The sequence below is a fragment of the Bdellovibrio bacteriovorus genome, from assembly GCF_002208115.1.
Lineage (GTDB): Bacteria > Bdellovibrionota > Bdellovibrionia > Bdellovibrionales > Bdellovibrionaceae > Bdellovibrio > Bdellovibrio bacteriovorus_C.
In genome coordinates, this window is sequence record NZ_CP020946.1 from 2,977,296 (window position 1) to 2,996,399 (window position 19,104).

Annotated in this window: 20 protein-coding genes; all 20 read right to left on the minus strand. The window is 50.8% G+C overall.

The genetic code is table 11. The features are described 5' to 3' along the window. Nucleotides 1-73: 73 nt before the first annotated feature. On the minus strand, nt 74-424 hold the full coding sequence (gene hpf / locus B9G79_RS14275) for a ribosome hibernation-promoting factor, HPF/YfiA family (protein WP_088566103.1): 351 nt from the start codon (nt 422-424) through the stop codon (nt 74-76). 94 nt (nt 425-518) lie between these two features. Then, entirely contained in the window at nt 519-998 is a 480-nt protein-coding gene (locus B9G79_RS14280; RefSeq protein WP_232468710.1) for a hypothetical protein, read from the minus strand. A gap of 86 nt (nt 999-1,084) precedes the next feature. Beyond that, a complete protein-coding gene (locus B9G79_RS14285; RefSeq protein WP_048349825.1) occupies nt 1,085-1,636 on the minus strand; it encodes a 5'-methylthioadenosine/S-adenosylhomocysteine nucleosidase family protein in 552 nt (183 codons plus the stop codon). A 16-nt stretch (nt 1,637-1,652) separates the two neighbouring features. Beyond that, complete coding sequence (locus B9G79_RS14290) at nt 1,653-2,150, minus strand: adenine phosphoribosyltransferase (protein ID WP_088566105.1); 498 nt, start codon at nt 2,148-2,150, stop codon at nt 1,653-1,655. Nucleotides 2,151-2,212: 62 nt separating this feature from the next. Next, a complete protein-coding gene (locus B9G79_RS14295) occupies nt 2,213-2,986 on the minus strand; it encodes a substrate-binding periplasmic protein (protein WP_198298018.1) in 774 nt (257 codons plus the stop codon). A gap of 329 nt (nt 2,987-3,315) precedes the next feature. Continuing rightward, on the minus strand, nt 3,316-4,752 hold the full coding sequence (gene rpoN / locus B9G79_RS14300) for an RNA polymerase factor sigma-54 (RefSeq protein ID WP_088566106.1): 1,437 nt from the start codon (nt 4,750-4,752) through the stop codon (nt 3,316-3,318). Between the two features lie 42 nt (nt 4,753-4,794). After that, nucleotides 4,795-5,517, minus strand: a complete 723-nt coding sequence (lptB, locus tag B9G79_RS14305; RefSeq protein WP_011163389.1) for an LPS export ABC transporter ATP-binding protein — start codon at nt 5,515-5,517, stop codon at nt 4,795-4,797. Then, nucleotides 5,514-6,530 carry an LPS export ABC transporter periplasmic protein LptC gene (gene lptC, locus B9G79_RS14310; RefSeq protein WP_088566107.1) on the minus strand — a complete coding sequence of 339 codons (1,017 nt, stop codon included), beginning with the start codon at nt 6,528-6,530 and terminating at the stop codon, nt 5,514-5,516. Before lptC ends, lptB begins: the two co-directional genes overlap by 4 nt. A gap of 117 nt (nt 6,531-6,647) precedes the next feature. Continuing rightward, the gene (locus B9G79_RS14315; RefSeq protein ID WP_088566108.1) at nt 6,648-7,238 is read right to left on the minus strand and encodes an ExbD/TolR family protein; all 591 of its coding nucleotides are present in this window, start codon (nt 7,236-7,238) and stop codon (nt 6,648-6,650) included. Continuing rightward, entirely contained in the window at nt 7,238-7,714 is a 477-nt protein-coding gene (locus B9G79_RS14320) for an ExbD/TolR family protein (RefSeq protein WP_011163386.1), read from the minus strand. Before B9G79_RS14320 ends, B9G79_RS14315 begins: the two co-directional genes overlap by 1 nt. Nucleotides 7,715-7,726: 12 nt before the next feature. Continuing rightward, nucleotides 7,727-8,392, minus strand: coding sequence for a MotA/TolQ/ExbB proton channel family protein (locus tag B9G79_RS14325; protein WP_011163385.1), 666 nt, complete (start codon nt 8,390-8,392; stop codon nt 7,727-7,729). Between the two features lie 28 nt (nt 8,393-8,420). Next, nucleotides 8,421-10,544, minus strand: a complete 2,124-nt coding sequence (locus B9G79_RS14330) for an AgmX/PglI C-terminal domain-containing protein (protein WP_088566109.1) — start codon at nt 10,542-10,544, stop codon at nt 8,421-8,423. Next, a complete protein-coding gene (locus B9G79_RS14335; RefSeq protein ID WP_051026263.1) occupies nt 10,541-10,828 on the minus strand; it encodes a hypothetical protein in 288 nt (95 codons plus the stop codon). Before B9G79_RS14335 ends, B9G79_RS14330 begins: the two co-directional genes overlap by 4 nt. Nucleotides 10,829-10,871: 43 nt before the next feature. Next, nucleotides 10,872-11,717 carry a tetratricopeptide repeat protein gene (locus tag B9G79_RS14340; protein ID WP_088566110.1) on the minus strand — a complete coding sequence of 282 codons (846 nt, stop codon included), beginning with the start codon at nt 11,715-11,717 and terminating at the stop codon, nt 10,872-10,874. Beyond that, nucleotides 11,717-14,917, minus strand: a complete 3,201-nt coding sequence (locus tag B9G79_RS14345; RefSeq protein WP_088566111.1) for a tetratricopeptide repeat protein — start codon at nt 14,915-14,917, stop codon at nt 11,717-11,719. Before B9G79_RS14345 ends, B9G79_RS14340 begins: the two co-directional genes overlap by 1 nt. Before the next feature lie 3 nt (nt 14,918-14,920). Next, the gene (locus B9G79_RS14350) at nt 14,921-16,510 is read right to left on the minus strand and encodes a tetratricopeptide repeat protein (protein WP_088566112.1); all 1,590 of its coding nucleotides are present in this window, start codon (nt 16,508-16,510) and stop codon (nt 14,921-14,923) included. Further along, nucleotides 16,507-17,307, minus strand: coding sequence for an outer membrane beta-barrel domain-containing protein (locus tag B9G79_RS14355; RefSeq protein WP_088566113.1), 801 nt, complete (start codon nt 17,305-17,307; stop codon nt 16,507-16,509). Before B9G79_RS14355 ends, B9G79_RS14350 begins: the two co-directional genes overlap by 4 nt. 13 nt (nt 17,308-17,320) lie before the next feature. After that, on the minus strand, nt 17,321-18,043 hold the full coding sequence (locus B9G79_RS14360) for an outer membrane beta-barrel domain-containing protein (RefSeq protein ID WP_088566114.1): 723 nt from the start codon (nt 18,041-18,043) through the stop codon (nt 17,321-17,323). Between the two features lie 3 nt (nt 18,044-18,046). Next, nucleotides 18,047-18,514: a KdsC family phosphatase gene (locus B9G79_RS14365; RefSeq protein ID WP_232468711.1), complete on the minus strand. Its 468-nt coding sequence runs from the start codon at nt 18,512-18,514 to the stop codon at nt 18,047-18,049. Between the two features lie 116 nt (nt 18,515-18,630). Beyond that, on the minus strand, nt 18,631-19,053 hold the full coding sequence (locus B9G79_RS14370) for a hypothetical protein (protein WP_088566115.1): 423 nt from the start codon (nt 19,051-19,053) through the stop codon (nt 18,631-18,633). Nucleotides 19,054-19,104 lie beyond the last annotated feature (51 nt).

Below are 19,104 nucleotides of genomic sequence, written 5' to 3' on the forward strand. Positions count from 1 at the left end.
CATTCCAAAAATACAAGAGGTGGATAATTCCACCTCCTTAGTATAATCGCGGATCAGAAAATTTGCACCTAAATCACGCCGCCTTCTTCCAGCGTGCAAACGTGTCTTGACGTGCGCCTTTCGTAAGTTCCGGTTTTTTGTGGTCTTTATATTGTTTGTTTGTCTTAAGGAACTGTTTCTCCATTTTTTCGGCACATGCGTCCACCGCACCATAAATATCCGGGCCATATGCCGTGGCCTTAAAATACTTCTCGCGAGTGTTCACAGAGATCTCAACACAGAATTCATTTTTAACCTTACTGAAATACACGTTGCCGTAACCTTCTTTAAGCAGGAAACGTCCCACCTCGGACATTCTTTCTTCGGTGTACTTTTCCAGGGAATCGGAGTGATCCAGATGCTTAAAGGTGTAGTTGAGTTTCATGTTTTCTCCTTCTCGGCCCCTTTCAAGGCCTTTGATTTCTTACCTGGACTTCTTATCGGTCCAGCCGGACTAAAGATGAGCCCTATTTTGAGACTCATTTGGTTTTTCTTTGGGTTAATAGACAGGCCTTAAAAATTTCATCGTCCTGCTTATTATTCAGATATTTGGCAACAGGGCTCATGGCGGCAAAAGCCTCTTTGCACTGACCGCGGCTGAATTCGAGCTTTGCGTCGAAATAGGAATCCCGAAGGGCTGCGGGCAGGCGGTCCACCGTTTTCGGCTCGGCCTCACCACTTTCAATTTTGCGTTTATACTCGCGCAGCGCATCTTCAGACTTGCGGCGCAGCTCCCGGATGTCGGAATACTTGGGTACATGGGAAGGAATCTTGCGGGAGGTCTCCAGCGCGCCCTCATAGTTGCCGGCTTCAAAATAGCCCTGCGCCTTTTCGTGCAGAGCCGCGACCTCGGCAGGATCCATCTTGTGTTTTTTGGAGCCAAAGGGGTTGGCAATCAGCCCCAGGGTCAGACCCGTCAGGGCCACGGCATACATGGCGATATTAGCTGGCTTGATCATGGGAAACTTATCGGCAATCCCCGACCAAAGATGAGGATTTTCCATGTTCCAAAAAGAGACGGGCCCCTTTCGGAGCCCGCTAAATTCTAACTTGGGATGGTCACCATTTTTTTATAAAATTCCAGAAGCTTTTTAGCCCCGTGAACCAGATTGGCTTCCCAGTCATTGTGGGCATTGTGATCCGCCCCGTCGGTGATGTATTTCAAAGAGATCAACTGCACGTTCATTTTGCGACAGACCTTGGCCAGCGCATAACCTTCCATATCCACCAGTTCGCAAGGAACTTTCGGAGTGCCGGTTTCAAAGCTGTCACCGGTGCCGCACACACCGTGAGAAAGCTCTGGGAAATACGGAATCAGATCAATCGCGCCAGGGAGTGGGTCAAACGGCGTCTCGCCAACCTTGAATCCCAAAGGAGAAATGTCCATGTCTCTTTGGACGAAGCTTGAAACCTCGACAAGATCATGGGTTTTAAAACGGGAGCTTCCCGCAGTTCCCAGATTGATCATCACTTTGCATTTGGTTTTATGAATCACGTCCATCGCCACCAGCGCGGCATTCACCTTGCCAATGCCAGTGTAAACCACCGGGATATTTTCTTTTTCAAAGAAGCCCTGGGATTCGCCCGGAAGCGCCATCACCAAAGCCACGTCATTAATATTGAACAAGCGAAGCCACCTTTTGATCGTTGTAGGTCATCTTGTTAAGGAACGTCAGATTGACCAGAACTGCCACCGATTCAACGGAGTACCCGGCAAGCAGGCACAGGTCAATGGCCGCCTGCAAAGTGCCACCCGTAGCCAGGACATCATCCACAATCACCACACGGCCCCTGCCCGGTGGCAGTTCGATTTCAGCCGTGCCGTATTCCAGAGCGTAAGAAACTTTTCGCGTTGGTGGAGGCAGCTTGCCCGCTTTACGAATAGGCAGGAAACCTTTTTTGTGAGTCGCCGCCATGTGCGCCGCCAGAATAAATCCACGGGATTCAATGCCCGCAAAATAATCAACGTGGGTCAGGTCCACGTGTTTCAGAAGATTGTGGGAAACAAAAGTAAGGGCTTCTGCATTTTGCAGCAGAGGTGACATGTCACGGAAGATGATCCCCGGCTTTGGAAAATCAGGAACATCACGAATCAGGCTCTTTAAATCCATGGGGCACTCCTCGCAGTTGCTCCCTTATTTTTAAGGGAAACACCGCTGCGAGTAAAGAAAATCTATTCCACCACCGACGTCACATTCACACTGCGCTGTCCTTCAGGCCCCACCCAGTTTTCCAGGATGCTCCTGTAACCCGCGGAAGCTTTGAGCATGGAAAGCCCCATTTCAAATTTCTTCATCAGCGCCTTGGTGTCGGGATGTTTTTTTGAGAAGTGCACATAGATGGGCTCTTCGCTCATCTCAATCATGATTTTAAAACGATCCCGAAACTCGGGTTTGCTTTTCAGATAATAATAAAAAACATACTCATCAATAGCGACAAAGCCCACACGGCGGGAGTTCAGCATCATCAGACTGGTCAGGTCGTTGGCCGTAAAGACCTTGTTGATTTTGGAGTTTTCATCGAACTCAACACCAAAGGGAAAACCATTGGGAAGCGCCACCGTGCGCCCTTCAAGGTCTTTCACTTTCTGCACCTTCTCCGCAGTTCCCGTGCGCAAACCAACGATCAAACCTTTGCTTTTAAAAAGCGGCTCTTTGGGAAAAAGAAAATCCGCATCCATTTCTTTGCTGCGAGCCGAATTAAAACAAGCCGCAAATTTTCCACTTTGCGTCTGCGCCAGACAGCGCGGATAAGGCACCTGAACCAGCTCAATGTCTTCGCCCACATTCTTGAATGCCGCCCGCACAATATCCACGGACATGCCCACAGCACGCCCCTTCTCCCGAAAAGCAAATGGCGGCCAAGAGTCCTCCACCATCAATTTCAAAGAAGCAGACCAAGCATCAAAGCAAATAAGAATTACTAGCAAGAAACCAAATCGACCCATGCCTGCTACTTAACAAAACAAGAACCCACAATACACCTTACACTTAAGTAATAACTAAACAATCTCACCGATACTTTCGGAACAAAGCACCAAAAGGCCCCATTCCCCTCCCCACGCGAAAGCAACACCATACGCAGAGAACTACCTTCTTTGAAAACAAAGGAACACTTCGAACATTAGCATGAGGCTTGGGATGAGCTATCCCGGGTCGACTGCGAGTTCCGCAGCGAGAAATAAAACGACGTAAAACAAGAAGGGGAAAAACGAGCGAGGACTGTCCGAAGCAGACGGCCCGGGATGGCTCATCCCAAGCCGTTCTTCGCAAAAGACTAGAAGTACTTCTTACGCTGAGAAGAAGGAAGAATCTTAAGCATGTCGCGGTATTTGGCCACCGTACGACGCGCAATCTGAATACCTTCGACCTTCAGCAAATCCACGATCTTTTGATCGGACAATGGATTCTTCGGATCTTCCTTGGCAACCAGATCCTTGATTTTGATTTTCACCGACTCGGAAGCCAGGGAGTCACCATCCGAAGAGCTGATACCGGAGTTGAAGAAGTATTTCAGTTCGTAGATACCCTGCGGAGTGTGCACGTACTTCGCCGTGGTCACACGGCTGACTGTGGATTCATGCATGCCGATATCGTTGGCGATATCACGCAGAACCATCGGCTTTAAGTGCTCAGAGCCCTTTTCAAAGAACTCGCGCTGATGCTTCACGATGGATTCGGTCACCTTGTAGATCGTGCGCTGTCTTTGGTGGATGGACTTGATCAACCAAACGGCAGAACGAAGTTTTTCCTGGATATAATCCTGGGTCTTGTCGCCGGTGGTTTTGCCACCTTTAAGCATGTTTTTATAGAAATTCGAAATTTTCAAACGCGGCAAACCGTCTTCATTCAAAGACACCACGTAGTCATCACCGACCTTGTACACGTAAACGTCCGGAGTCACATAGTGCGTGTCACTGCTGACGAAGGCACGACCCGGTTTCGGATCCATCGCATAGATGATTTTGCAGATTTCCACGATGTCTTCAACGTCGCGGTTCAAAGCTTTGGCGATGGCTTCATAGTTTTTCTTTTCCAGATCCTTCACGTGATTTTTGATCAGCGTGACCAGATCATGGGTGTCCTCTTCCATGTGTTTGGCCTGGATCAGCAGACATTCCTGCAGATCTCGCGCCCCCACACCTGGAGGATCAAATTCATGAATCAGGGTCAGTGTGTCTTCCAGCAGCGCCAGATCCACTTTTTCCTCTTCAGCAATTTGCTCCAGAGGAACTTTGATATAACCGTCATCATCGATGGCGCCGATCAGGGCGTCCGCGGCTCTTTCCTCTTCTTCAGAGAAGCCGTTCATTTTAACTTGCCAGTAAAGGTGATCGTGCAGGGTTTGAGACGCCGTGATGACGTTCTCATAGTTCATGATCTCTTCAGAACCCGCCATGCCGGATTGTGGAGGCTTTTGGTTGGCTTCGATGTAGGATTCCCACTCGAATTCATCCTGCTTTTGTGGATCCTGAATGTTCTGCTGATCCGGGGTTTCGGAATGCTCAACTTCGTTGGCAGCCTCTTTGGTTCTTTGAAGGTCTTCTTCTTTCAGCGCGGATTCGGCCTCTTCCAGAATAGGATTTTCTTCCAGCTCGGAGCGCACAGCCGACTCCAACTCCATGCGGGACATCTGCAAAAGCTTGATTGCCTGTTGCAGCTGTGGAGTGATTACCAGAGACTGGCTCAGGTTCATCGTCTGTCGAAGAGCCATTAAAATTTCCCTTTCCCAAGAACCGTAACAGCCGGGATGGCTTTACAGCTTAAAGTTTTCGCCGAGATAGAACTTACGTGCCAATTCGGAATTTGCGATTTCATCAGAACTTCCGCTGACCTGAATCTTCCCGTCCTTCAATATATAAGCATAATCGCAAATGCCCAAAGTCTCACGCACGTTGTGATCCGTGATCAGAACTCCTATACCTTTGGCCTTAAGTTCGCGGATGATATTCTGGATGTCGGCGACCGCAATAGGATCGATCCCCGCAAACGGCTCATCCAAAAGAATGAACTTGGGCGACCCAGCTAGAGCACGGGCGATCTCCACACGACGGCGCTCGCCCCCGGACAGGGCATAACCATAGCTGTCGCGGATGTGCCCCACGTGGAAGTCCCCAATCAACTGTTCCAGCTTTTCAGAGCGGGACGCCCCGGAATATCCATGAGCCTCCAGAGCCACGATGATATTTTCAGCCACCGTCAGCTTGCGGAAGATGCTGGGCTCCTGAGCCAGATAACTCAGCCCCACCCGTGCGCGTTTGTACATGGGTTCTTGGGTGATGTTGGTTTCATCCAGATTGATCGTGCCTGAATCCGGCTGAACCAGACCCACGACCATATAGAATGAAGTGGTCTTACCGGCACCGTTCGGACCCAGCAGGCCTACAACCTGACCGGATTCGACGGAAAAAGAGGCGCCATCAACGACCTTGCGCTTTTTAAAGGACTTAGAAATGTCTTTGATGGTGAGCATGCTCATTGATCTTTATTCTCCACCTTCGCACGTACTCGTTCCACTTTAACCTTTTTTCCGCCTTCAAGGAAGACGATTTCCTCGCCCGTCAGTTCATCGTTATTTTGAATCACTTTTGGACGACCTTTGAACGTGTACTGATTTGCCAGCAGGTCCAGGTTCACACTTTCCGAAGTGGCGAATTTGTCCACGTCACTGACACGGACCCCGCCTTTCACGGCCACGGAACTCAGAATATCGGCTCCTTTTCCGTAAAGGAATGAGGCCTCGGGCCCTTCCAGCTTCATGTTATCGTAATTCATGCGAACAGCCCCCAAAAAGCGGGCCTCGCGGTTTTTACCGCTGAACTCTGCACCGTCGGCGGAAATATCAAAGGTTTTTCCGTCCTTCATTGGCTTTTGCGCCGTCACCTTGTTCTGAATCAGCATCTTGGATTGCTCAACCAGAACACGCATGCTGGCACCCTTCAGGAACAATCCGGCACCGGAGGAGTCCCGCGGCCCTTCCATCAGCACCTGCTCAGGGCTGGTGATTTGACGGGTTTTTGACGAATAGAAAATCGAGGGTGTTTTGAAAACATAGCCGTTCTCGGACTTGGTCACGACATTGCCGATGACACTCAGATCTTTGGACTTATCGTCAATGGTGCCTTCATCCCCGGTCACCGTGAATTCCAGCTTTTCCTTGTTATAGAAAAGCACCCGCACCTGTTGTAAAGCCCATTTGCCGCCAGCCTGACTGCCCTCGGCGGAAACAGCAAACAGCTCCCAGTCCCGATTGCCGGACTGGCTTTCCACCAAGTGCACTCCGCCCATTTTCTGTTCGGCCAGACTGGAGGGACCGGACTCTTCCTTGATACCTTTTTTCTTGCGCTCCTTGGCGGCTTTGTCGCGCTTTTCAACCCGCTGGCGCAGGGCAACCTCGTCTTCGTGCTCCAGATGCGACGGGAAAATAATAAGAATCTCGACGAACAAAGCGACGAGAAGAGCCAGAAAAATATAATTCTTATATTTACCCATAGATGACAAGAATCTTAAACCATCAGGGACCCGTGGTCAAAACTTCCGCGTCGGATGCTGTACCGGGATGAAAAACAAAAAGCCCGGTTTTCACCGGGCTTTCATGTATTTTTATTCTTAATTCGAATTCGTTTCCTGCGGAAGCTTGGTCACCGCGAAGTTGATTTCGCCGGCACCGGCCTCTGTCACAGTGAACAGAACCTTTTTTACCGTCAGGAAGTCCACGCCTTTGTCGGCCTGAATTGTGACTTTGCTCCAGGCGTTGGGATCCTCTTCCGCCTCTCCACGAGTGGTTTCAACCACGTCACGGATCTTGTTTTGAAGCTTGCCTTCCTGTTCAGCACGGGATTTCACCAAAGCTTCAGACAAAGTGTCTTTCAGCTTGGGAATCAGCCACTCTTCCGTGCCTTTGACATCTTCAAAAGTCGCCACCACATCCTTATCCAGCAGAATCTCTTTGCTGGAAATGGTCACAACATGGGCGGGCTTCAGCTCGCGCACGCTGGTGGCTTTTGGCAGAACAACTTCCTTCGGGATATAAAGAATTTCACCCGTGGCATTGTAGTTCTGCAGCAGGAAGATAACCAGAACCGTGAACATGTCGACCATCGCTGTCAAAGACAACAAAGCCGTCACATCACGCTTCCCTTTTCGTTTGCTTAAAATATTGTGATAACGATGACGTTCACCAGGTCTGAAGATGGCCATTACTGCGGCCCTCCCGTCGCCACGGATATTGCCGAGAACCCTGCGGTCAGACAGTTATCCATTGCCTTGATGAGTTGTTCATAGGGGATGACGTCCGCAACCGAAACAATCGCATCCACTTTTTCTGGATACAGCTGCTTCACACGCTGCAGTTGCGCCACCAGACCCGCTTCATCAAATTGTTCGTTCACCATGGGAAGGCTGATCACTTGTTTCCCAACAGTTAAAACATAACCCATTTCCTTCACATCCACTTTCAGCACCACATCGGCGTTTGGTGGCGGTGTCGGATTGGGTTGCGTGTCCGATTTCTTCCCATAGAGGGAACTACCAATTTGAATCATAGACACTTGAGTCCAAACGGCCGTGATAAGCAGAAACGTGATAAGAACGCTCATCAAGTCGATGAAAGGCACGAGGTTCAGCTCGATATTCTTTTTTCTGCCGCTGGAATCGCCGCTATCTATGTGAGCCATTGAAAACCTCTGTTAGTCTTTGATTTTTTCTCTGTTTGCAACAACCAGGTTCAACAGACTCATGCTGGTCTCAACCACTTCATTTTCTGTTTTCTGGATGCGGTGCTGGAACAGACCGTAAGCCACGATGGAGATGATCGCCACCAAAAGACCAAACGCCGTACAGTTCAGGGCGTGGGAAATACCTTTGGAAAGTTCCAGAGCTTTGGTTGCAGGATCGGCTGCCGCCACCGCACGGAAGGAACCGATCATACCGATGATCGTTCCAAGAAGACCCGCAAGTACGGCCACGTTACCGAAGACCGCCAGGAAGGAAGTCCAACCTTCAACTTTTGGCATTTCGCGCATCACTGCTGCATCCATTGCCACTTGCACTTCTTCATCAGGACGCTTGTTCATGGCCTGAACAAGACCGGCTTTTACTGTATTCGTCAATGGAGCCGGACGAGCATCACAATAGCTGATGGCCTGGCGCAAGTCGCCGGCTACAACCATTCTGAAGATCTGGTCAGTGAACTCTTTTTTGTCCACGGCAAGATTTTTAAGCTTCATCATTCTTTCGATGATCACAAAAAGCGCCAGGATGGCGATAACTGCGATCACGTACATGACGAAGCCACCCTCAGCGAAAGCACGCTGGATGAAATTCATGTTGTCTACTGTAACTGTTGGGTTCACGGGAAGTTCTCCTTCTTAAAAACTTTAATTAATTAGCCTGATTCAAAACAAACGGGTACGCCTGTACTTCAGCTGTCATTCCGGTCGGTGGTTCTGGGAACACCCAGCTTGCCAGACGACGGCGGATACATTCTTCCACACCCGGATTACCCAGAGAGGAATCGACAACTTTCACGTTGCGTGCCTGACCTCGCTCGATGATCTCCCAAGCAAGAATCACTTTACCTTCCATCTTCTTGCCCTTCTCAAGAGTGTTCAAAGCACGCTCGTAGCAGCTTTTCACCTCGTTAAGTTTAGAGCGGATCACACGACGGATAGCTTCTTTATCAATGGTAGCGTCGAAGGATTCTTCAGCACCACCGCCTTCGATTGCCACTGTGGTCTTCGAACCGAAGCCCTCAGATGCACCGTAAGCAGCCTGACCTGACCCACGACCCTTGGTGCCGATTCCGGCGATCCCTTGAGTTGCGGTCCCTTTTCCACCTGCTCCGGCATCCTTGAATTTGGATCCCAGATCATCACCCGCACGGTCTTCATTGAAGCCCGCAGTTCCGGTCGCCTTGTCGGCCATACCCAGAACCTCACCGGCTCCAGAGTACGCTTTGTCGATGTTGGCGCGACTGCCCCCGCCACCGAAGGCGCTGAACAGACCCACTTTGGAAAGATCTTTGTTGGAAGACTGAGCATTCGCACCAGCGGTGTTACCCGTTTTGATCGCGCCACCCTGACGAGTGGACGTGAACTTCTTGGTACGGTCTTTCGCGTTGGGCTTCGGCGCCACTTCGCTGGCTCTTGCCGCCACCTGGGCACGCTGAGCCTGCTGTCCGGTCGTTCCTTTTTTCTGTGCTTCCTTGTTCGCATCAGCCACAACCACTTTCTTAGGTGGAGGCGGAGTCGGCGTCGCCACCGGCTGCGGCGGCGGAGTCGGCGGCACTGGCGGAGGAGGCGTCGGTGTTGGCGTTGGCGCCGGCGGTGGATTTGTGAACACCACCTGGGCAATACGCTGAACCTCTTCCTGCTTGTTTTCCTGCCAGTCTTTCGGGGTTGTTGCGGAGATATACAGCGCCAGCAAACCCACAATGATCAATGACATCGCCACACCGGTCATTTCTGAACCGGAAAGCATCATTGGAAGCATCGGAACTGTCGGCGCCTGTGGAACAAAGCGGATGTAAAGGCACAGGTTTCCACCCGGCAGATTCACACACAGCATTTCATTCTGATCAACACGCACGCTGTAACCGTTGCCGCCCTTTTGCGCCTTGCCGGATTTGGCAAGGTCTTCCACGTGCTGGATCACGCCGCCAGAGATCACCATCTCGGTGTCCATCTCGTTGGTGGTGTTCACACGCAGACCCGCAGACATGTCCAGCAGCGGATAACCGCGCGGCACCAGTCCGTCAGGAAGAGCCACAGACAAGTCCCCGCCCGCATTCACGCGGATGGTTTTGTTGCCCTTGAAATGATAAGTCGTAAGGATGCGCTCTTTCCAGGTGACCAGAACCTCGACCGTCGTGCCTTTGCCCGGCTTCAGGTGCGATTTCAGATTCTGAATCTCGCTTGGAGGAGCGAATGTTTTGCTCTTTTTGGCTTTTTTGTAAGAAGTGCGCTCTTTGCGGATTTCAGGTTTTACCGGAACCGCAGTCAGAACAGGCTTTTCCTCGGCCTTTGGAGCTTCCACTGGAATACTCGGTGTCACCGCCGGGATCACCGGAGTGACTTTGATTTCCTCGGTCTTCACCACGGCCGCAGGCGGCATGGATGGTTCCGGCTTTGGCGGAGGTGGTGCTGGCACTTCAGCAACAGGAGCCGCAGCTTCAGAAGCTGGCGCGCCCGGAACCACTTTAGGTTTCGGCACACCCACAAAGAAGGCAATACGGAAAGGACCCACTTCGATTTCATCGCCAGAAGCGATGGCTTCATCCAGAACAGCCTGCCCGTTTTTGAAAGTCCCTTGAGAGGAACCCAAATCACAGACATACCATCCGTTGTCACGAAGTTCGATCAGACAGTGGATTGGTGAAACTCCGTCGGCATCCAGATCCAGATGCACTTCGGCATTGTGCCCGACCACGATTTGATCCTGATCGAACTGTTTAACACCAACGAGCTGATTGTTTTTAAAAATTCTAAATATTAACGGCGATCTCAATTAGCACCCCGGACCCGCTGGATATCCTCTGTTGTTCGTCTCATCTCGGGTAAAAAGTTTTCTCTCAACTTGATCAATCTCTTATAGTTGAAGTTTTTCTTCTGAAAGAGATAAAACAGTTCCGGCTTCTGCGTCGACCCTTCAACCAACTCGTCCTCGAAGTTCAGCGTCGCTTTCTTCTTCGTGGTGGTTGTCGTTGTTGTGGTCGTGGTCGTCGTGGACCGAGAGGATGACTGCGCATGGCTCACTTCGAAAATGAAAAGTGCGGCCAGCATAATTGTCATGTGTCTTACGTATCGCAACATAGTCCTCACCCGATCCTTCACTCTATTTTATCCCAGCTTTCGCCTTATTTTCCAAAGCAATAATGCGATTACGGCTATCTGCAGGTCCACCTACAAACTTTAGTCTGTTAATGACTTCCAAACCGTCCTGATACTTCTGCATATGATCGACCAGCAGAATAGCGTAGTTGAACAGAACCTCTTTGTTGTTACCGCTGTCTTTCAGTGCCGCTTTATACATTTCCTCTGCACGGTCCAGTTTCCCCTGAGCCGTCAGAGCAATTCCATAGTTGTTCAAAACGCGAGGATCACGCACACCCTTACGATAAGCGGTCTCAAGCACAACACCGGCCTTAGCGAAGTCACGCTCCTGAACATAGATCGCACCCAGATTTGCTGCCGCCACTGCTTCGTCATTGTTAATGTCCAAAGCCTTGCGGAAGGACTTCACAGCATCACGGCGTTCGTTCTGCGCCAACTGGACGATGCCCAGATTGGAGTAAAGCTCTGCTGTTTTGGGGCTGGAGCTGATGGCTTTCCCCAAAAGATAGCGGCACAGATCAAAGCGGCCGCGCTTATAGTGATACATCGCCAGGGCATTCAGGGCCCGGGCATCATTCGGGGACTGGGTCAGAATCTGAGTCGACGCCTGATAGATTCTTTCGTCAGACTGGGATTTGATCGCCTCATTCAACGCCGCATACTGGGAAGGTGCCGGCGGAGTCACCGGACGAACCGGCTCGACCTTTTCCAGATCCTTAAACTCGTCAACCTCAACCTTAGGGGCTTCCGCCACCGCCGTTTTGGTTTCTTCAGGGGTCTCTTTGGTTGGACTGGAAGAACAAGCCGCCAGTGCCAGCAAACTGAAACAAGTGATTATTCTTTTCATTATTGACCTATCCAATTCACCAGACGAATGTCAGAGCCCACTTCGCCACCGTTGTAATAACCCTTCGGATCCTTGCTGTTCATAAACTCGTAAGCAGACTTGAACCCGTCGTTGTACACTTCCAGTTCCAGACCGCGATCCACTGTGGCCTTGTAACTTTCACGAGCCTTGGTGTTGAACGGCTCTGCGAACTTTTCCACACCGGCTTTGTACTGCTTGGTTTCTTCTGCGTTCAAGCCTGGAGGCAGTGGCGCATTGATGATCGCCTGAGCCATGTTCAGGTTGGCGGCGCCCAGAATCGAAAGCGAGCTTACGATTTCTTCCGCGCTGTCAAACTTGATCACTTCCGCAAGCTCTCCGGTCAACTTGGTCAGCAGCGCGACTTTTTTGTCAGCCGCTGCCTTTTGTTTGGCCGGATCTTTAGGGAAGGTCACGGATTTCATCTCTTTGAAAGTGTCCTCTGCTTCAGCCAGCTTGATACGGGCGGCGTAAGTCGCACCCACACCCTTCTTGTTAGGCGCAAAGCGCTTTTGGATTGCCAAAGTTTTCTGGCGCCATTCCTGGGCTCTGGTCGTCGCTCTTTGACGAGCCGAAAGCTCACTGACCCAGTAAGCACTTTCAACCACCCGCTCCTGATCACGTCCGCCGGCTTCCACGTATTCCGTGTAGCGGGCAATCGCCGCCCCGGTCTGACCGGCTTTGCGATGGATCTGGGCCATGCTGAAAACTGCCTCAACGTTGTCGCTGTGTTTTTTGTTCATTTTGGTGAAGTCCGTGTAAGAACGGATGGCTTCATCCGATTTACCCAGAGCCTCATACAATACCGCCGCATTGAACATCAGGTTCGGAGCCAGGGAATCAGTTGGATTTTCTTGAGCCGCCTGACGGTAAAGTTTGGCTGCTTCCTCGAACTGAGCAGAATCCTGATAAAGCTTCGCCAGCAAACGGCGGGCTTTTGGCTTCAATTTATCCGCTGCCGGATCTTTTGATGTCAAAACGCCCTGATAAGCCGCGATCGCCGGCGCATTCATGCCTGCACGCTCATAGTTCACGGCCGCATTGAAGTTCGCATTGGCTGCCAGATTGGACTTCGGATTTTGTTTCGCGAAGGACTCAAACACCTGCGCACTGTCTGCGTATTTCTTTTCAAGCTCCAGATCCTGCCCGCGTTTGAAGGACGCCTTTTCCATCACGCCACGGATGTCCGCGCCCGCTTTGGAGGAAGCAATGCCCGGAACAGCCAGAAGTTCGGCCCCGGTTTTTTCCAATCCCACATAGTCTTTTCTGAGATTGTAAATATCCAGCAACAAGTTGGCTGAATATTCCGCATATTTGGTGTTCGGATGCTGCTTCACGATGTCACGGAAGTGAGTCGTCGCCTGATCAAAGTGATTGCTTTGATAGTACAAACGGCCCATACGGAATTTGATTTCCACGGCTTTTTCAGACGTTGGGAACTTTTCCACGTACCACTGACCGGCTTTGATAAAGCGGTCCACTTTCGGCTCCAAAGGAACCGGATCGGTGGAATTCCCCACGCGTTTTTGCATTTCCTGATCGGACGGGATGCTGCGCTCGACAGACAAGATCAAGTTCTGCGCGGCTTTGCCATAGAACTTGCTTTGAGGGGCGTTATCCACCACCCATTTGTACTGCATGGAGGCTTCATCGTATTTGCCCATATCGTACAGCAATTCACCGAAGTAGAAGTGCATGTCCGCCACCGTCGCTGAATCCGGGAATTCACGCAGGTACAACTGGTAACCTTCGTAAGCCTGGGATTGCGAATACTGGGCACGGGAGTTCTGCGCAGTCTGGTGCTGCTGCAAAACATAGTTGCGCAGCGTGGTTTCACGCAGTTTATAGGAATTTTCAATCAGCTCTTTGTTGCCTTTATTGGCAGCATACCATGCTCCGGTGGAGTCATAGTCTTTCACCCAGCCGTAAAGCTCGGTTTTAAAGCGCTGCGTGTTCTTCGCATAGAAGTAGTTTTGCACGATCTGATACTGGTACTCGAAAGCTTTGGGTGCTGTCGGGTTCTGGGAAATCAGAAGTTTGAACACATCACGGGAAGCATCTTTGTTACCGCGATCAGAATACTGATACGCCAGTCTTTCCAGATAAGGGCTGTAGTTGTTGCCCACAAGGTTCTTGAAGTAGTCCGCCGCCTTGTTTGGATCGCCGCCTTCCGCATAGAACACCACGATGTCACGCAGGGCCTCGCCCTCAAGACGTGTGCGGTTCACTTTCATACGGCTTGCCAGTTGATCGCCAGTTTCGTTCTTGCCGGCTTTGATGATGTATTCAAGATACGTCATCGCCTGCTGAACCTTGCCCAGACGGAACAAACACCATGAACCCTTGTACAGGGCAAAGGTGTGCAAACGGTGTTTCTTTTCCTTGATCAGGAAAGAATATTCTTTATAGGCATTCGCCCATTTTTCATTTTCAAAATAATATTCAGCCAGGGCAAAGTGCGCCTCGCCGACAAACTGGGAATTCGGATAGCCGCGGGTCAGTTTTTCATAGTAATCCGCACCTTTTTTTACTTCACCCAGCTCGAAATAGTTGTAACCCAGGAAGAAGAGCGCCTGGCTCATCTTCTCGTCGCGCGGGAAGTCACGCTGGAACCATTCATAAAGCTGAACGGCTTTTTTGTTGTATTCGCGGGCTTCCGCCGTATCCAGACGAGGTTTGGATTTGGTTTTGCCGGCCTGGAACGCACGCAGTTTTGCGTCGTATTCATCCTGTTTGCGGGAATCAATCAGACTGGCTTTTTCAACATACAGTTCGGCCAGACGCAACCACAGTTCACCGCGGTTCGGGCTGGTTTTGAATTTTTGTGTCAGCTTGTACAGTTCGCGGATCTGCTGATCCAGGACCCGTTCGTACTCGGCCTGACCGTTGCCGCTGTCTCTTTGCATGATTTCAGAAGAGCGTGGAGGTTTCACGGATTCCAGATTGTAGTTCTGAACATCCTGCTTGAAACCCATGTTCGCTGAAGGCAGTGACGTGTCCGTCTTGGACATCTGCACCCTGCCGCCGCGACTGCCATCGTTGGCCTGGGACAACAGTTCACCGACAGTCTTTTTCTTGACGGTTTTGGTGGTCTTAACAGTTTTGGTCTGAGCGCCCGCAGTGGACGCCAGAACAAGACTCATAAATCCGGAAACAAGAAGTTGATGCCTGTTGATTTTCATACTTTACTCGCAGCTCTGTTTTCCAAGGTAGTGGTAGTTTCCAACTTCATCCAGCCAGTACTCACCCTGGAACGGATAGTACTCGTAACCGTTTTCGATGTAGAACTTGCGGTTCACGTTTTCATCGATCTGGTCACCGCTGATGTCTTTACCCGCGATTTTCTTTTTGATGCTTTCCTTACGGCCCGTGATCATCTCGTAACGGATGAATCCGGCCTGTTCGTAAAGATCACGCAGTTCCACACGCATATTCAACAGATGCGCTTTGACCATGTCGCCGATGGCAAATTTGGTGTTTTTGCTGCGGTTTGCAAGGATCTTCAGGGAATACTGACCCAGCGGAGAAGCACGGAATGAGGAATTGGATTCCACACGCGCTTTTTCCTGGTTCAGCTTTTCCAAATAGTGCATCGAACGCTTCACATCCCCCTGATCCAGCACGTTTCTTAGAACGATGTATGGCAGTCGCAGGTTCGCCGACTTGTCCGTGGTCTTCATCAAGTGGGCTTTTTCGACCTCTGCATAGAAGGTTCCGGCTTCGTTGGAAGATTTCAGGAAGTCGCCGATTTTGGAGCGGACCGGGCCGTATGTTTTTTCAAACAGGCTCAGGACCTTTTCCATCTCGTCGTACTTACAGATGTACAGGTATACGATTGAGCGCAAAAGCAAGCTCTCCGGCATATAGAAGTCTTCGTAATATGCCGAGTGGAGAGTTTGGAAGTTACTCAAAGAGGAACGGAAGCGCGCCGCACGCAGCATCGCCCAGCTCTGCTCAAAGACCGCGTCATGCCACATCAAAGTGTCGCGGGGAACCTGGGAGTAAGCTTCCACGGAAGCATCCCAATCCTGCTTTTGATAAAGTGCGCGGGCCAGACCCATTTGTGCCGCCACTTTGTTCGTGTCCGTCACCGGAGCACGACGGCGGGCATCGAGCATTTTGTTGAAGGTGCCAACAGCCAAAGACGGCTGGTTGGCTTCAAGCTCTGCCAGACCCTTTGCGTACAACGCCTGGAAGTAATAGCTGCTGGTCGGAGAAACACGACTGAACAGGTCCGCCGCTTTGGCAAATTCGCGGTTGCGCAGACGGATCTCCCCCAGACGGAAGTTGATCATGTCGCGCAGATTCGCCGGGAAGTCATTCAAGTCCACACGGGAAATCGCGTAGTTCAGGATCGTGTCATCACCAAGGGTATCAGCAACAACAGACAGCTTTTCGATGGCCATTTTGGAGTACTTTGGATGCTTCATGCGGATCACATCCACGAACTGGAAGGCGGCCGTCTGATACAGTTTCAACTCAACCAGCATGGTGCCCAGGATGTACTTGATCTGCGGACGCTCGGAAGCCAGTTCAGAACGGCGACTGAGCGAGAACAGCGCATTGGCTGCGGATTCATACTGCCCGCTTTGCGCCATGCGAAGGGCGTTGCTCAGTTGGTTTCTCAGAGTGGCTTCACGGGTGTTCCCCGATACAAGCGGAGCTGCACGACGTGCCGGAGCTGGCTGCTTTTTCAGTGTTTTACGCTGTTGGGCATCGCCCACCACCGGAACTGCGATACTTGCGGCAATCAGGAGAGGTAATAATTTCTTCATCGGTAACTAGCCTCCGGGAAGAACCAACTCATACCCACGGTAAGGAAGAGGTTGTTGAAAGAATTTGTCGATCCGTCGATGCCTTTGGCATTGAAGAAGTTCCAACTGAAATCCCAGCGAACCGCATAGGCTTTGCTCAAGGCAAAAATCTGCCCTGCCGCCAGATGCACAGTACCTGCGCTTTCACCGGACTGGGTCTCAGTGTTGCCGTAGCCGGCAGACAGGTACAGGTCAAACGGAACGATCGTTTCATTGAACCAGGTCATTTTTCCGTAAACCGGCACATACATCAGATCCACACCGATAAAGGATTTTGGATAAACCAGATTCTCGGTGGAAACGCCGTTGATTTCGCGCAGTTCATCAGTCGCCTGACGATTGGAAGTGGTCAGACCGAAATAGTTCAGTTCCAGACCCCAGCTTTCAGACATAAAGTAGCTGGCTTTCGCCACCCCACCGAATGTCAGGAAGAACGGATCATTCGTCACTGTCGTCAAACCACCAAACAACTGGAAACGGCCGGTTTTAGGCAGGAAGCGTTTTTGAATGATGGAAATTTCCTGGAAGGGAGCCAAGGTCCCCAGGCCCGAAAAGTCCGTCAGCGTATTGTCTTTCGGAGCGGTCTCCTGATAAGACGGAGTGGAATCAGAAATGGACGGCTGCTGTCTTGGCGCTTCTTTTTCCAGCTCCAGTTCGATCACATCCAGTTCGTCACCTTCAGACTGGGCATGACCCAGGCCCGGCACTAGGAGCGCCAGGGACACAATTACCAGAGAAGTGAGTTTTCTGCTTAACATCTGTCAGCTCCTCTTAGAACAGATAAGACAAACCCACATCCAGGTTTGTAGTGTAGGTTAGACGTTCTTGGAAATCATTGTAATCAGGTTTGGGATCGCTGGGTTTCAGCGCCCCGTTCAGGAACGGGATCGGAGCCTGGTTGGCATAAAGGCGCAGATCGAAGCGCAGGGCCCATTGCTTGGTGAAATAGAATTTCTGACCAATACCGACAGCCACCGCCGGGTAAGTCTTGTGCACGAACTTCACCGCCCCCACTGAAGCGGAACCGTAAAGAAGCGTGTTGAACACCAGGGATTTGGTCAGACTCATTTTTCCGTAGAAGGCCTTCAGGTTGTAATCACCCATGATCGTCATCTCTGGCGACGGGGCACGGCTGAAATCCAGACCGAACTGCTGATCCAGTTGATCGGCATAGCTGGAAAGACCTGCGAAATTTTTGGCAATCAAAAGACCCCAGGCATGGGCTTCGCTGGTGTTGTAATAGATACCCAGGCCCAGCTTTGAAACGTTGGCAATCGGCTCTGTCATCGCATAGCCATAGAAGCCATCGACTTCAAAGCGGCCCGCTGTCACCACGTTGCGGTTTTTCACGCTAACGGGTTTGTCGAAAACAGGAAGCACGGATTCCTGTGCCAGTTCCTCTGTCGGAAGGTTCACCACTTCCGCAAAAGCCGCCTTATGCAGCATCAGCGCAAGAACTATGATGAGAGCGGCCTTGAAACCATTTTTTAGCATGTCTTACCTACCCGATGAAAATGCACCGTATTTATAGATGTAATCACAAACTTCACGAACAGCCCCCAAACCACCAGGTCTGCGGGTCACATAATCAGCCACTTCCATAACCTCATCGACAGCCTCTGGAACTGTTGCTCCAAATGCCACCGCTTCAATCATGGGAATATCAAAAATGTCATCACCAACATAAGCCATCTCTTCAGGCTTCAGGCCGGATTCCTGCTGCAGTTGCAAGAAAGAGGGCTCTTTGTCGAGAGCACCCTCATAGAAATACTGAATACCAAGAGCCTTCACGCGCGCGCGAATGTCCTCTGCCTTACTGCCTGTAATCACTGCTATTTTGTAACCGGATTCCATAAGACGTTTGATGCCCACGCCATCCCGGATGGAATAAAAGCGGCGCCATTCAGTGCCATCAAACCACACGCGTGTGTCAGTTAATACGCCATCAACGTCGAGAACCAACATCTTGATATTTTTAAGTTTTGATATTTCTAATGCCACTGAATCATTGTGAAAAATAAAAGACAATGGAGCAAGTGCCCCACTCTGATACAGGACTTAGGGTTGTGTTGATAACACGACTAAGGTCGGGCTGCTTCGAGTTCGTTCACTCGTTGCTGCAAACGGAATAGTTGCTTTTCAAGTTCCTGGACCCTGACTTTAAGCGCCTCGGTGTCCGCAGAGGCCGAAACCCCCACGGCTTCGCCGCTTAAAAGACCAGCACCCAGTTCGGCACGTTTCAAGTTCAGCTCCTGCAGCTTTTCCAGATCGGCGTCCTCGACAAAACCATCCTGCGCCTGCTGTGATTTTAAAATCTTGTTCTGATCATGAATCTGACGACTGAGCTGCGCCATCTGCTGCAGGTTCTGCCAGCTTCCCTGAAGTTTGCCGAAGTTGGGCGGGAATTCACGCGTGATCACCGAAAAAACAATGACAAACATCACGATGGAAATGAACAGGCTGCGCAGAATCGAGCCGACAACCTTGACCAGAACGGATTTCATGAATTACTCCCGAAATGACATTTGACTCAAAACAGAAGCGGTGGTCAAGTG